At 43.4% G+C, this 15,217-nt stretch carries 11 protein-coding genes and 2 pseudogenes; 4 read left to right on the forward strand and 9 right to left on the reverse strand.

Translation table 11 applies throughout. The features are described from left to right. Positions 1 to 5: 5 nt before the first annotated feature. Positions 6 to 3,077 carry a hybrid sensor histidine kinase/response regulator gene (locus MKX70_RS31670; RefSeq protein ID WP_340841519.1) on the reverse strand — a complete coding sequence of 1,024 codons (3,072 nt, stop codon included), beginning with the start codon at positions 3,075 to 3,077 and terminating at the stop codon, positions 6 to 8. A gap of 348 nt (positions 3,078 to 3,425) precedes the next feature. Here MKX70_RS31670 and MKX70_RS31675 point away from each other — a divergent pair, with 348 nt between their 5' ends. Beyond that, positions 3,426 to 4,391 carry an NAD(P)H-dependent flavin oxidoreductase gene (locus tag MKX70_RS31675; protein WP_340841520.1) on the forward strand — a complete coding sequence of 322 codons (966 nt, stop codon included), beginning with the start codon at positions 3,426 to 3,428 and terminating at the stop codon, positions 4,389 to 4,391. A gap of 415 nt (positions 4,392 to 4,806) precedes the next feature. Here the strand turns inward: MKX70_RS31675 and MKX70_RS31680 are convergent. Then, positions 4,807 to 5,066 (reverse strand): annotated as a pseudogene (locus MKX70_RS31680) (RNA polymerase subunit sigma-70); the annotation flags it as partial. A 207-nt stretch (positions 5,067 to 5,273) separates the two neighbouring features. On the opposite strand from MKX70_RS31680, the gene MKX70_RS31685 reads away from it, so the two are divergent. Beyond that, positions 5,274 to 8,438: an amidase family protein gene (locus MKX70_RS31685; RefSeq protein WP_340841521.1), complete on the forward strand. Its 3,165-nt coding sequence runs from the start codon at positions 5,274 to 5,276 to the stop codon at positions 8,436 to 8,438. A 266-nt stretch (positions 8,439 to 8,704) separates the two neighbouring features. On the opposite strand, the pseudogene MKX70_RS31690 reads toward MKX70_RS31685, so the two are convergent. After that, positions 8,705 to 8,854: pseudogene (locus MKX70_RS31690) on the reverse strand (sigma factor); the annotation flags it as partial. Positions 8,855 to 8,992: 138 nt separating this feature from the next. On the opposite strand from MKX70_RS31690, the gene MKX70_RS31695 reads away from it, so the two are divergent. Beyond that, the gene (locus MKX70_RS31695) at positions 8,993 to 9,109 is read left to right on the forward strand and encodes an aldo/keto reductase (protein ID WP_340841522.1); all 117 of its coding nucleotides are present in this window, start codon (positions 8,993 to 8,995) and stop codon (positions 9,107 to 9,109) included. Here the strand turns inward: MKX70_RS31695 and MKX70_RS31700 are convergent. The 3 genes from MKX70_RS31700 to MKX70_RS31710 form a co-directional block, all read right to left on the reverse strand. After that, complete coding sequence (locus MKX70_RS31700) at positions 9,088 to 9,357, reverse strand: aldo/keto reductase (protein ID WP_340841523.1); 270 nt, start codon at positions 9,355 to 9,357, stop codon at positions 9,088 to 9,090. The two genes, MKX70_RS31695 and MKX70_RS31700, sit on opposite strands and share 22 nt — an antisense overlap. Then, positions 9,354 to 9,971: a MarR family transcriptional regulator gene (locus MKX70_RS31705; protein WP_340841524.1), complete on the reverse strand. Its 618-nt coding sequence runs from the start codon at positions 9,969 to 9,971 to the stop codon at positions 9,354 to 9,356. The genes MKX70_RS31700 and MKX70_RS31705 overlap by 4 nt, the downstream gene beginning before the upstream one ends. Positions 9,972 to 10,092: 121 nt before the next feature. Then, positions 10,093 to 13,176 (reverse strand): glycoside hydrolase family 2 TIM barrel-domain containing protein, encoded by a 3,084-nt coding sequence (locus MKX70_RS31710; protein WP_340841525.1) that lies wholly within the window; start codon positions 13,174 to 13,176, stop codon positions 10,093 to 10,095. Positions 13,177 to 13,315: 139 nt separating this feature from the next. Between MKX70_RS31710 and MKX70_RS31715 the strand changes: the two genes are divergently transcribed. Continuing rightward, positions 13,316 to 14,164: a helix-turn-helix domain-containing protein gene (locus MKX70_RS31715; RefSeq protein WP_340841526.1), complete on the forward strand. Its 849-nt coding sequence runs from the start codon at positions 13,316 to 13,318 to the stop codon at positions 14,162 to 14,164. Here MKX70_RS31715 and sigK read toward each other — a convergent pair. Genes sigK through MKX70_RS31730 form a run of 3 tightly spaced genes read right to left on the reverse strand, consistent with a single transcriptional unit; the run spans position 14,151 to position 15,210 of the window. After that, positions 14,151 to 14,699 carry an RNA polymerase sporulation sigma factor SigK gene (sigK, locus tag MKX70_RS31720; protein ID WP_445323730.1) on the reverse strand — a complete coding sequence of 183 codons (549 nt, stop codon included), beginning with the start codon at positions 14,697 to 14,699 and terminating at the stop codon, positions 14,151 to 14,153. The genes MKX70_RS31715 and sigK overlap by 14 nt on opposite strands. 8 nt (positions 14,700 to 14,707) lie before the next feature. Beyond that, positions 14,708 to 14,947, reverse strand: coding sequence for a hypothetical protein (locus tag MKX70_RS31725; protein WP_340789510.1), 240 nt, complete (start codon positions 14,945 to 14,947; stop codon positions 14,708 to 14,710). A 38-nt stretch (positions 14,948 to 14,985) separates the two neighbouring features. Beyond that, a complete protein-coding gene (locus tag MKX70_RS31730; RefSeq protein ID WP_340789511.1) occupies positions 14,986 to 15,210 on the reverse strand; it encodes a hypothetical protein in 225 nt (74 codons plus the stop codon). Positions 15,211 to 15,217 lie beyond the last annotated feature (7 nt).

Consider the following 15,217-nt stretch of genomic DNA (forward strand, 5'->3'; position numbering starts at 1 on the left):
TTACGCTAATGCTGAATTTCGAAATGAAACCGAACGCTTGTCCATTCCCCTTCTTCACTGGATACCTGTAATGCTTCTCCATAGAAATGCTTCAGTCTTCGCTGAATATTCACGAGTCCAACTCCCCGTCTTTCGGAAGAAGCACTCTCGCTCGTCCATAAGGCTTGGAGCCCCGTCTCACTGATACCGCCCCCGTTATCCCACACTTCCACATTAACCCTATCCTTGTCCAGGGAAATGGAGATTCTGACCGTTCCTCCCTCCATTTTCTTCGTTACCCCATGCCGGATAGCGTTCTCTACCAAAGGCTGTATCGTCAGCGGCAAAATCTTTCTCTTCAGAACCTGCGGGTCCACATCATATACAACCGTAAGCCTCTCCTCAAACCGGGCTTCCTCGATCTGCACGTAAGCATCGACCAGCTGTAATTCGTCCTCAATCCGGACAAAGCTGTCAGGCTTCGGGTCAAAGCTTCTTCTTAAGTAATAGCTTAAATGCATAATCAGCTTCTCCGCACGCGCGCCGTCTGTCCGGCATAAGGCAATAATCGAGTTCAACGAGTTGAACAAGAAATGCGGTTTGATCTGCGACTGGAGAAAATCCACCTCTGCCTTCAAGGCGTCTTCCACTGACTTCTTAAGCTTCAGGAGCGTTTCCGTTCTGGCCCTGACCTCTGCAGCATCAAACGGCTTGATGATATAATCATTCGCCCCTGCCTTGAAGCCGGCAGCAATATCGCTATTGCCGTAACGCGCCGTCAGCAATACAATAGGCAGCTCAAATAGGGTATATTGCTCGCGGATCTCTGTGCAGACTTCAACCCCCGACATCTTAGGCATCATTACATCGAGCAGAACCAGGTCGATATCAGAGCGTTTCTTCAACATTTCCAAGGCCTCCAGCCCGTTGGTCGCCCAGATGACCTGATAAGGCTCATTGGCAAAAACCCGGGACAGGACCTGAAGATTGGATGGTTCATCGTCAACGGCCAGCAGCGTGAAGGTGCTCTTGTCCCTGCCTGGTAATTCCGCCATGCCCCATGCTTCGCTTATGGAGACAGATTCCTTGGCTGCTTCGTAATCCGGGAGTGAATTCCGGACTGCTTCGGCAACCGGAAGTGTAAAAGCGATGCCCGTCCCCTGCTCCGGCTCTGACCATTCTACCTTAATGGTTCCATCCATCAAATGCAGCAGCTTCCTGCAGATAAACAACCCCAGTCCTGTTCCCCCGTACTCCTCGGGAGAATGTGCTTGCTCAAAGGGCTGGAATATATCCTCCCAGTCAGATAAGCTCATCCCCACTCCGGTATCCTCCACCACAACTTTGACCTGACCCTCTATCACCTGGGCATGAATCGTAATCATACCCTCATGAGTAAATTTCACCGCATTGCCGACCAGATTGTGGAGGATTTGCCTGAGCCGGTTCTCATCCGCATAGACGAGGGGCAGATGCTCCGGTACGGCATTAACAAATCTGATTTTTTTACCTGTGATCAAACCCTGGAATAAATCGAACACGAGGGAGACGGACACACGGACATCCACACCGGTTAGTTGAACCTTTAGCTCGTTGCGTTTGATTTTCTCCAGATCCAGAATGTCATGAACCAGTCCCGAGAGCCTTCTGGAGGTATCTCTGATCAGGGACAGATTCTGGATATGACTTGCGCTGAGTTCTCCTGCTTCTGCTCCGGCTCCTGCCTCCAGCATGGATTGGGATAAATTAATAATTCCGTGAAGCGGAGTCTGAAATTCGTGAGAGGTATGCAGCAGGAACTCGTCTTTCTGCTTATCCGCCTGCTGTAGCATTACAGCCATTCCTTCTATCGTCTTATACGCTTCCGAATACCGGTAAGACAGGAGGAAGGAGGCCAGAAAACAAAAAATCAGTATAGAGCAGTATCCTAGGGTGTAACTGGGCGTCAGGCTGCTCAGATACAACCCGTAATCGAACAGCCCTATTACATATCCGGCTAAGGCCAATATAAAGAGGAGCAGTGTCCGTTTGCTGAATTCTCCATACCTGCCCTTCAGGTATGAATGAAGCATCAACCCCAGAATGATGACATAGATGAATAGCTGCAGATAGCTGAATGCCGCATTGAAACGCGAATACCATTGAAACGGCGTGAGCAGCACAAAGCCGATATACAATGCCGTCACACCGACAACACTATTAATTAACCACTCAGGAATCATGCTTTTACACATAGTCTTAATAAACATGACCATCGTGATCAGAGAGAGATACAGCGATACAGCTTGAATCTTATAATAAATCTCATGCGGCAGATTCACATACTCAACCAGAATCCGGTCACCGTTGCTGGCAAAAGACCAGGCGATAATGATGCAGCTGAGTCCGAAATAAAGAAGTCCTCTTTCCTCTCTCCGTATAATAAACACACTAAGCTGATAGCACCCGAGCATAAGGAGCGATACAATCAGAATTAAATTAAGAATGGTTGTATGGGTATTCAGCTTAAGAATTCCCCCGGCGCTCCCGAAATAAAGGCTATAAGGAATCCCGCCCTGCGAATTCTCATAATTCGCTGCATGGATGATGATCTCCGCCGTATCTCCCTGTACCGTAAAAAAAGCATTAAACGGTTTATTCTCATACGTATACAGGCTTTCGGATTCCGCGGGTTTACCGCTGCCGCCCACCCTGTTCCCGTTCACATAGATCTCGCTGGCCATGCGGATGTTAGATATTCTAAGCCCATACATCGTTGCCGAAGGCTCAAGCTTAATCTTTAGACGGTAGGTAACGGCTCCTTGGCTGTTTACGTCCCCGTTTTCATTCGCATGCTTCCAAAAACCGGGTACCTGCATATATCCAGGGGAAACAGAAGGTGCTCCCCCCGGCCTGAGCAGCTGATCCCAATAAAATTCCCACTGTCCATCCAGCGAAACCACCTGTTCTCCCTGAAAATCCCATGCACTCAAATCTAGAACACCATGCCGGGCGGGAGCGGGGTTCTGGGCTTTATGATCAGAGGCCTTCACTAGGCCGAATAATATAGCAAAACATCCGAGGCCCACTATAATCAGGCCCATCAGCATTTTTCTCATCTTGAGGATCTACTCCGTTTCTCAGCCCTATCTTTATTCATTTCAATGCAGGTTTAGTTCCATCATATCATCTGTACCATTTAGAGGCATGTCCTTTTCTTGCGCATGATCTATGACGATTCTCCTAAGTCCAAATTATTATTGCTTACCTACTGGTATGGGATTATGTATGATGTCACTCTCCCACTTGATATCAACATCTTAAAGAAAACAGTTGAAAGACATGACATTTAACATAGTTTGAGCATGTTTACAGTCACATCCGGGAAAGACTTAACTGTGTTACGATATATCTTATTCCTCAAGAGGAGTCTTATATTGTCAACAACTTGCGAAAGAGGTGTGTAATTGAAACTTCCAACAATCCAATTCGGACATATTAAGTCGAGAGTTCCTGTTATTCAAGGTGGAATGGGCGTGGGCATATCCTTAAGTGGATTAGCCGCCGCTGTAGCCAATGCAGGCGGGATCGGCACCATCTCTGGTACAGGGATCACTACTGAAGAGCTGAGAATGCATATTCGCCAAACAAGAGAACTCTCTAAAGGGATTGGCTATATCGGTGTGAATGTACTCTTCGCAGTGAAGGACTTTGCCGAAAAAATGAAGGTTGCTTTGGAGGAAAAGGTTGACTTCATTATTTCCGGAGCGGGAATTTCCAGAGATATTTATGCTTGGGGCAGAGAATATGATACTCCTGTGGTAACTATTGTTTCATCCGCCAAATTAGCCCGAATCTCCGAAAGACTTGGTGCCTCCGCAGTCGTTGTGGAAGGGTTCGAAGCTGGGGGACATTTAGGTACAGACAGATCCATGTTTGATATCCTTCCTGAAGTCTTAGAGGCCGTTTCGATTCCGGTTATTGCTGCGGGTGGAATTCTGACAGGGGACGATATCGCAAAAGCCCTTCGGCTTGGCGCATCTGGTGTTCAAATGGGTACCCGTTTTGTGGCTAGCCATGAATGTGATGCTCCCTTAGCCTTCAAGCAAAAGTATGTAGATGCTCAGCAAGGAGATACCGTCCTGATCAAGTCTACTGTGGGTCTAGAAGGCAGAGCGATTCGGAATGAATTTACGGACCGGATCAGTAATGATGCCAGATTAAAGATAGTCAAATGCTATGATTGTCTAAAGGTTTGTTCACATCGCTTCTGTACAATGGAATCCTTGCTCACTTCCCTTAGAGGAGATGTTAAGAACGGATTGGTTTTTGCCGGGTCCAGAGTTCATGAGATTAAAGAGATTTTGTCCGTACAGCAGATTATCGACAATTTAATGAATGAGTATCAAGGGGCATTTAACAAAGCAATTTAAGGTTGCTGCTCTTAGGTACACAAGCACAATTAACCACTTAGGCTTGGGATTTCCGAGAGTAAGTGGTTATTTATTTCGCTTTGTGTTCAATAAAATAATAAAAGCAACTCATCCGTAGACAAGTTGCTTAGTAAAGTTATAAAAGCAATAAGGCCAGCTACCACAGTTTCCCCTACTATCAGGATTGGTGAATAGTCATTGAGTGCCAGGAATAAGACAACCACGAACAGCATGGAATAAATAAAGATTCTCCAGCGAAGACGCTTCATTCTAATTCTCCTTTGAATATCATAATTAACAAGCAAAAAAATCCCATTTCAAATATTGTATTGTCTGAGCTTTAGATCATCTGCTCACCGCTTTTCTCTATCCGCGACACATAACTCCTCGATATCCCCAGATCCTTCGCAATCTACCGTTGCGTCCGCTCTTCCCCCGCATGTATCCAAACCAAATTGCCCTACCACGACTCCCTTCTCTCTCGTCCAGAATATAGAGATTTCGGTAGATCTTGCTCTTCTCAATCTTCAGATCCACTTCCTTTATCACATCGTCTGCCTCTGAGCCGAGAGTATTAATCAACGTAATCTCGTTCCCTTCCTTGTCTGTCCCAATAGGATCATGCAGAGACAAGTCCTTCCGGGTTTTTTACAGCGAACGGAGGTGCATCGGTATCCAGAACTATACATATCACATTATGTTAGTTAATCTATCTGATAGTTACCATATATATCACAAATTTTAATAAATATAGTGTTTATTCTATATCAAAACTCTGAAAATATATTAAATTTTTAATATTTATTGACTGATAGGAATAACGATGTTATATTTCCTAACAAATATTAATAAATATACATACAGGAAGAGGAGATTACTGAAATGAATAAGCTACAACGTCTAAGTAAAACTAAAAGAAATCATTCTGGTTCCCCCCGCTCCGAATATTCACCAGCAAAAAATAATTGGAGTAAAAAGCAATTTATAGCTACGTCCATTGCGTTATCTGTTATCGCTTCGAGTGTCATTCCGTTTCAGACCGCTGATGCTTTAACCCGGGTTACTTCAGCAAGCGGCACAGTATGGGAGATTCATGATGTCTTTGCGCCTAGCTTAGACACAGGAAGCTTACGTACCGTTGGGACTACACAAGTACAAGGCTTCGGTAATATCTTTGTTAAAGTGTCATCGCCTTCTGCTTCCCTGATGAATGGACAAATGATGCGCGGGTTTGACCTGAAATACGATGGCGTGAATAGATTCACTTCAACTCAATCTGTAAATCTAGGAAATGTAACAGTCACTCGTGATGTGTATATTGATACAATAAATAATAGAACGAGATTTTTTGATACATTTACTAATAAGAATGATATGGCAGTAAAGGTTGATGTATCTTTCGGCGGCTCTTTAGGGTATGGAACAGCGGCAAATGCTTCAGTAGTCAAGGCAACTTACTCCGATGATCTGGAGGTGACTGCAGACGATTCATGGATTGTTGTCGACAGCAGTGCCAAAAACAATAAACCCCTAGGCGTTGCAGTCGGATCTCCACATCCATTTGAGAATGGATTAACCGGACTAGGCAATCAGCAGCAGAATCCATTTACCACACCATTAGCCAGGTCCGGAAATGAGGCGAATTTCTACGGTTTCATTAACACCTTAAATATCGAGCCAGGTCAGTCAAAATCCCTGGTACATTTTGTACAAGTCGGTGAAGCTGGCGAAGAAGGGCTGAACAATCTGGTTACTATTCTGGATGGACTCAATCGTCAGCTGGATGTATCTGGATTAACCAATGCACAAATCCGTACAATCAGTAACTGGGATATCTCTGCTATAGAGGGGCTTGATACTGGAGATAGCCTGGTTATTCCAGATGCTCCTGCTGCCAAAACATTCTTAACTTCATCCCCCTATGATGTCACGAATAAATCAATTGCAGAAATGCAGCAGGATATGACGAACGGTAAAACGACTTCTGTACAAATTACTCAAGCATATTTAGATAGAATCAAGGCGTACGATGAGGGTCAATTAGGATTCCATGCCTTCCTGCATGTATCTGAAACTGCGCTAGCCCAAGCCAAAGCTGCTGACGATGCCCGTGCACAAGGCGCTCAAGGTGATTTGCTGGGTATTCCAATTGCGATAAAAGATATCTATGATACCAAGGATATGCCTACTACAGGCGGCAGTAAGGCGCTTGAAGGCTGGAGGCCTGATTCTGATGCATTCCAGGTCGCTAAGCTAAGAGAAGCTGGAGCTGTAATTATTGGTAAGACAAATACTTCGGAGTTTGCTAATAGCGGAAGCTTTAGTGAAAGCGGCTGGATGCAAACATGGAATGCGCTATATCCATCCAAAACATCCTTTGGCTCAAGCGGCGGATCGGCAGTATCAATTGCAGCTGATTTTGCAGCAGCAGCAATGGGATCGCAAACAGGGGTCTCTCTCTATGCACCTACGACAGGCTCCAGCTTAAAAAGCTTCCGTGGTACAGACGGTATGGCCAGTACTACAGGTGTACTGCCGCTCACTTGGGGACAGGATTATGCAGGTCCCATTGCTAAGACAGTAACTGACCTTGCCATTATGTTGAATGCTACAACGGGTACGGATCCACAGGATATTTTCACAGTGACCGCTGATGCAGACCATAAGCGTCCGGTTAACTGGAAGGAATCTCTGGATACTAATGCATTGAAAGGAAAGAAAATCGGATATATCCCTGCTTCCTTTGTCTCTAGTTATGCCGATGATGATACCGGACAAGCCATAATGAATAAGTTCTCCGAGCTTCAGGCAGCGGGAGCGACAATGGTTGAAATGTCAAAAGTACCGTCAGCACCTACCCGTCCAGCAGGCATTAATGGATCTACAGAAGGTTGGGCACGCTATATTGAGCTCCATAAAGACTTCCCTTACATGGATGGAGCAAGTGTACTGGCTTCAGATAAGGTGCTTATCTATAATCAAAGAGGCTATGCTCAACCTACGCGTATGACTGAACAGGCTGTACAAGATTACATCAAGTATAGAACTGACTATAAGGAAGTTATCAAAGGCTGGATGGATGAGAATGGCGTTGATGCTATTGTTTATGCAGGTTTCATTAGTGACGTATATAACAATGACGCATCAGCCTCTCAATTAAGTTCGGACCGCAACACAGGGGTATTAACGTCTAACGTGGGTCTCCCTACGGTAGTGGTTCCTGTAGGAACGAACGACAGCGGATATTCTATCTCTATGCAGCTTGTTGGCAGAGCATGGGACGATGCAAAAGTATTAGGTATGGGCTATGCTCTTGAGCAACAAAGTCAAGCCAGACTGCTTACCGCATTTGCTCCAGCACTTAAATACGTTTCAAACCCTACTAATCCTGATCCAGTAGATAATGAACCAAGTAATCCAGGTCCTGGAGGAGGTACCGTAACTCCCCCGGTAACAGCAACGCCCACACCAACACCGGCTCCTACAGCACCTGCAGAAACAGCAACACCAACCCCTAAGCCGGAAGTGGTCAGTTTTACAGATACAACGAATCATTGGGCAAAAGCAAGCATTGACGCGCTTATTGCTAAGGGACTACTAACAGGTTATTCCGATGGAACCTTCCGTCCAAATTCAGGATTAACCCGTGCTGAAGCCATCAAGGTCATTGCAACGTACATGGGACTTGAAGGGCAAGCAAGTAGCTTTACAGATGTATCTGGGGCTCACTGGGCGAATAAGTTCATTGGTGCAGCGGCCGGATCAGGCTTGATGAACGGATACAGCGATGGAAGCTTCCGTCCGGACAAGAAGATTAGCCGTGGTGAATTAGCAGCACTAATCACTAGAGCCTTTAAGCTGACAGGAACCGGAAATACATCCTTCGCAGATGTTAACAGAAATGTATGGTATTATGCTTCTATTGATGCCCTCGCCTCCAATAAGATTATTACCGGATACGCCGACAGCACCTTTAAGCCTGAAAAAGATATTACCCGAGCAGAGTTTGCAACCATGGTATCCAGATTACTGGAGACTGTGAATTAAAAGAAGCATAGCCCTTTGATCTGTGACCCGCAAGAAAGACACTTTGAAAAAAGTGACCTTCTTGTGGGTCTTTTGTGTTTGAATCAGAAGATTAGAGAAGAATCCAAATGTTCAGCGAGTATCCGAGACGAATATTTCGTATACTTCTGAGTTTAAGTTGGCGGCAGTGAAGGCCTACAATGAGGGGACACCCCCATCAGAAATATTTCTAATTCCGAGCGATACCAATGGAATTACGATAGATCTTGCTCTTCTCGATCTTGATTGTTCGGTCGATAGCTTTCAAAGGCTTTAATCAGTCCAATGGTGCCGATGGAGATGAGATCCTCCACTTCTTCACCTGTATTGTCGAATTTCTTGAGGTTGTGGACACGATGCGATGTCAACCTCGATCTCAGATGCAATGTTGTGTTCAGCGGAGCAGATTGATCTGGCCTGCCTTTCACCAATTCGTAGTTTAACCGCACACTCCCTAGTCCTACATAAAACATAATGATGCAGATGCTGAGACAATTAAAAGAGCCCATGCTGTTCATCCTATAAGTTTTATCGAAATGGAATATTCCTTATTTAATAGAAGCATTGAGAAAGAGATTGTTCCTACAGCCAGAGAGCTGGGGATTGGAATTGTTGCTTTTGGCGCTCTTGCTCATGGATTACTTAGTGGGTAGGTTATATAGTTCTTAATCGTTGCGGACCTCACATCCAACCCATACATCGAACCATTTGGTGCAGCCAGTATGCCAAATTTGACCGATATAAAAGTACTTTCTCTCTTTTGACCTTTGAGCGCTTCGCCGATAATCATTTCATTTTTCCCCGAACCGTAAAAGTCACCTGTATTCAAATGATGGACTCCTGAATCAAGTGCTTCATGAATGGTTGCTATATATTCCTTTCGCTGATCATCATGGATCATTCCACCGCAGCCTTCTTCTCATGAATTTCAGGCAGTATGTCCTTTGCCTTAGCGGTAAGATATATTCTGTAAGCCTTACTGTTACTCTCGTGCTGCTTCTTATAGATGTAGCCCAATTCAATGAGTTTTTTTATGGTTCTTGCCGACATCGCTTTATCATTACCAACTTCTTCACTCAGTTTATTTTGGCTAATTCCTTCATTGCTTTCTAAAATAATCAAATCTTGCTTCGCTAATAAATGCTGTTGTTCCTGCTTGTACAAGGTTTCTAATTTCAGCAGTGCTCCAGCGTACATCCGGCCTCCTTCTACAAGGCGCTTGCGATTATTCTCATATCGTTCCAGCGCTACCTTCGCCATCCCAAGCCATTGCTGTTTATTGGCCACGTTGATATCCGCTGTTCTTAGACTCTCCTGTACTTCCTTCAACTTCTCCATACTTTCTTCCCAGTTGTGCTGTACCTGATCAATGCCATGCATTTCAGCAAAAATACGAAACCGCTCCTGCGGGTCCATGACCGCGAATTGATTGACCTCCTGCTGATACCAAATCAGGTAGAACAGATCGGGATCATTTCGGCTTATAAACGAAAGGATATCATCTGAAGTTTGCACTTTTGCCTCCTATCCGAAGCTCTTTAATGGCATATTCATGATATAGAAACATAAATAACCTGCAGGAATGAGACGTTATTCTCTCATCCCTACAGGCTATTATCCTACATATTAGTTTTTCTTAAGAAATGATTTCTATAGTTACCGTATAAACATAAATACCTTTCTTAATTTTATATGGATCGTGAATATTTTTGGTCCAGCCGGTATCTCCGCCAAGACCTGCATGTTTATAATCAATATTAAGATAAACAGAATCTGAATTTCCCAGCTCGTCTTCATAGGCGGCGTTGTCATATTGCTCAATACTGTGCCCATGAATATCAAAATGGAAATGTCCCGCTGCCGATACTTTTACTTCTTGTTCTTTGGATGACAAATATAAATACCGGACATCCTCCTTACCACCGCATTCTACCGGTAAGATATAGGGTACGTGCTGCTGTTCTACAGTGCTCTCATATACTCCAACGAATGCGGCAGATTTACGATCCGCGTAGTTTTCCCATGGCCCACGACCATACCATTTCATCTTCTTCCAAGCATCAGAGAACTTAAAGCTTAGCCCAATTCTCGGGAGGGTGTCGACCTTGGCATTGTTCACAACTGTATTTGTGATTTCTATACCTTTGCCGCCGACGGTATAATTGGTTTTTGTTTCAATGCATCCATGATATATACAATGAACTTGAATGATAACAGCAGCGGGTGCTGCAAATACCCGAATATTCTTGATTTCTTTCTCATTGGAATGGAGCCCGAGAGCTTTCCATTCATCTGCATAATTGGACGTTTCGAGATGAATACCTGAATCAATTCCTGTTGGAGGGCGATAGAAGTTATTTGTTCCTCCCGTGAAATAATTCTTGTTATTGTATTTTACAGAAATGAACTCTGCGGTTTCTTTCGAGAAAAGAACCGTTGTATTTTCATTATAGATATGAATTTCGTTTGTCGTTTCATCATACTTCAAGCTATCCTTTTCTATATCTCCGGTATGCACTTTATTCACAGAATCTCTAATCTCTATCTGGCAGGCATAAATACAGGTTCCCTTCTTAGAATAAAAGGTGTCCTCGTCCAAATAAGCATAGAAATTAAGAAAAGCTTCCCCGGAGACTTTAGACGAATCGTATGGCGCTTGAAGCTTATCAACGGATTCGGGTGCTGTGTGATATCTAGGCAAACTACCGCTTTCAATCACATTTCCATCGCAAACCAGCTCCCAAACCATATTCAAATGGCTTAAATCCCGATGCGTGTAATGATTATAAATTCGATAGCCATTATTCCCAGGCATGTAATCCATTTGGATAGGAGATTGTACATTTTTTATTTCATTCGCAGCCGGCTTGAGAGTTAGATCAGGGAAAACAATACCATTCAGGCACATATCAGGAGCAGGATCAGTAACTTCTTCATTGAATGCCCCGCCATAGACATACTTTTTATTTCCGTCTTTATCTTGCTTAACAAGCGCTTTATCCTGAAAATCCCAAATAAATCCTCCTTGAAACCGCGGGAATTTATGAATGAGATCCCAAAATTCCTTAAAGTTTCCGTTACTGTTACTTTTCGCGTACGCATATTCACACATAATAAAAGGACGCAAATCTTCGCTTTCAGCCATGACATCCAAGATCCAATCTTTCTGAGGATACATAGGCGCCACAATATCGGAGATATTTGCCGGAGGATTCAAAGATTCATACTGAACATACCTTGTTTTGTCATACTCCTTAATCCAGCCGTACATCGCAGCATGATTCGCTCCATAACCGGATTCATTACCCAGAGACCAGAGAATAATGGATGGATGATTTTTATCTCTCAGAACCATCCGTGTAGCCCGTTCCATATACGCATGTGTCCATTCGGGGGATGCGCTTAACTGGCCGCCAAGACCGTGTGTTTCAATATTAGCTTCATCTACCAGGTAAATGCCCAGTTCATCACACTGGTCATACCATTCGATTGCGTGCGGATAGTGACTTGTTCTTACCGCATTGATATTCAGCGATTTCATGACCTTGATTTGCTCGCGCATATATTCTGTTGTTACGGCTCGTCCGGTTTCAGGACAAAAGGCGTGAAGATTGGTTCCCCGTATAATGAGACGCTTCCCATTAATTCTCAGGACCCCTTTTCGATCGATCTTCACTTCACGGAAGCCGACATTCGCGCTCTCAATATCAATTACATTTCCAGAACAATCAATCATTTCTAACACCAATTTATAGAGGTAAGGGCTCTCATCGCTCCACAATTGAGGATTTGAAATGCTTTTCGTAACCTTTGCTACATATTTTTCTTGCAGGTAGAAATCACAATCCGCAAATTTTGGCGTTTCAAACTCAGTAACCAATTGCTGATCGCTATCATACAGGGACAACCGCACATGGGCCTCACCATAACCATTCACTTGATTATTAGGTGCAACCGTCACTTTTAATTCGGCATTGTTGTAATTCCCTGAAAAGAGGGTTTCGATCTTATAATCATGAATGCGCATACGTGGTTTTGCATAAATGAGAACATCTCGGTAGATCCCCGAGAGATGCCAGTAATCCTGATCCTCCAGATAGGTCCCGGCTCCAAACCGCATCACCTGAACCGCTATACGGTTTTGTCCCTTTTGAATGTAATCCGTGATATCAAAAGAAGCGTTAAGCTTACTGTCCTGAGAATAACCAACCATTTTGCCGTTTAACCAAAGATAAAAACACGATTCTACACCTCCAAAATCGATAAATATATCCCTTTCGTTAAAATGTTCGTCAACTTCAAACGTTCGGACGTAACAACCGGTAAGGTTACTATCCGGCACATGAGGCGGATTCAAAATGTATTCATTATTCTTGAGTTGAATTTCGTGATGAGAACCCTCCCCTTTTTGAACAAAGGGATACAACATATTGGTGTATACAGGTTTTCCATACCCCGAAAGTTCCCAATGGGAAGGAACCGAAATATTATCCCAATGGGAAACATCATGTTCAGGACTATAGAATTCATCCGTTACTTCATCGGGAGACCCAAACCACTTAAACTTCCACATTCCATTCAGGCTATTTACGTATTTAGACTTTCTCCGGTCTCCGCTTAAAGCCTGTTCAACGGTTTCGTATACTCCGTAGGGCTCATGCATGGGATAACGGTTTTTTTGAGTAACATATTGATTTTCCCAATCTCTGCTTAGCTTCATTGGCTTAAATAACACTCCCATCCATTGTTCTAATTGGTTGATCTTTCAATGTAGATAACCTTATAATATAAGGAAAATACCTTATATTAAATGTTGAGTATGGTATTTCATTTATCCATTTTGGTAGGAGTGTGAATGCATGAATTTTGAAGACATTAATGAAAATGATGTAATCTACCGATGTATCGGCAAAGATTTTAATCAAGGTATTTTATCTTGCGGCTTTATGCGGAAAAGATCAGCGGAGCGTTCTCAATATGATTTTAAGATAGGATATTACAGCTGTTTTGTAGTCTTGCAAGGCAGTGGAACGTTTATTTCTACGGACGGTACCGTTACTCCTATGCAAGCAGGTGATCTTATTCAACGTCTACCTGAACGTTTGCACTCTACTGCAATTGAACCAGATGGGAATTGGATCGAGTTCTATATCAGTGTCGGGTATCCTGTCTATTCATACTTAAAGACACTTGGAATTATTAATTCCGATAAGGAAGTTCAATCGACACAGCATACGAATGATTTTTTCTTTGATTTTGTTTCCTTGCTGAAAGCCTTGAAAAGTGCAACAGATGAAAGTCTTCCCTCCCTGCTAATGAAGTCTCAGGATTTGATTATCAGATTACACAGTAGCATTCATAATGCTCATAGCAATGAAAATGAAAGTAAAATAACAAAAGCCTGCGAGCTGATTAGTGTTTCCAATGATATTCACTTTGATATTCAGGAAGTGGCATCTGCCGTGAATATGGGCTACGAGAACTTCCGGAAATTTTTTAAAGATACTACGGGGATGTCCCCTAAGCGATATCACACTGAACATTTAATGAGACAGGCAAAAATGATGCTGCTATCCGGACTTCCCATCAAACACGTAGCCGTTAGTCTTGGTTACGGGGATATATATTCATTCACCAAACAATTTACGAAGTCAGAAGGGGTATCTCCAGGACGATATATTCGTAAAACAAAACCTATTCAAAATTAAGTTTGAAAGATAAAAAGCAACTCATCCGCGACACATAACTCCGCGAGATTCCCAGATCCTTCGCGATCTCCCGCTGCGTCCGCTCCTCCCCGCCAGTGTCCAGGCCGAAGCGGCCAACGACGACCTCTTTCTCGCGTTCATCCAATATATCAAGATTACGGTAAATCTTGCTTTTCTCTATCTTGAGATCCACCTCTTTAATCACATCATCTGCCTCGGAACTAAGAATATCGATAAGCGTGATCTCATTGCCTTCCTTGTCTGTCCCAATCGGATCGTACAGGGACACGTCCTTGCGAGTTTTTTTGAGTGAACGTAGGTGCATCAGGATTTCGTTTTCAATACAGCGGGCAGCAAAAGTCGCCAGCTTCGTGCCCTTGTTCGGGCGGTAGCTCTCGATGGCCTTGATCAGCCCGATCGTGCCGATGGAGATCAGATCCTCCATGTCTTCGCCGGTGTTGTCGAATTTTTTGAGGTTGTGGACACGATGCGATGTCAAAAAAATAAACCAATCACGATCGTTTCCGATTCTAATTGGTTCTTTTACGTTTTGTATTTAATCTGTAATTGTTTATCAATTATTTTGACCCATTCAGGTAATTCCTTTAAATAATATTTTATCCCGCTTTGATCTGCTTCAAGAATAAATTCCCCATCAGCTTTACTATTATCAACAACAATTAATTGATCAATCAGGTCTAAGTGAGATAACAGGTTATTCATACTTGTTACATTGCGTCTAACAATATCCTCGGTTTCAATATGATGACCACCGTTTTTCACGCGCAAAGCAACACGTTCAATATTTAACCGAATATCTCCTAACCTACATAAAAAATAATAATTTTAAAGCCTTGTTCCTTTGCAGCTCTCATCTGCCTTACAACGTTACCACCGGCTAAAGTAGTTTCCACGGTGAAGTCCCACTTATTCCGGATACATTCCCTGGCTATTCTTATGGCTTCTTTTCCAGCAGATACTTTACTCTTTTCAGGATGCCCATTATTACCGGCAAACACAAACATCGTTGCCTTTGTCTCATTCATGGATGAA

This window comes from Paenibacillus sp. FSL R7-0312 (genome assembly GCF_038004445.1).
In the GTDB taxonomy this organism is placed as follows: Bacteria; Bacillota; Bacilli; order Paenibacillales; family Paenibacillaceae; genus Paenibacillus_AQ.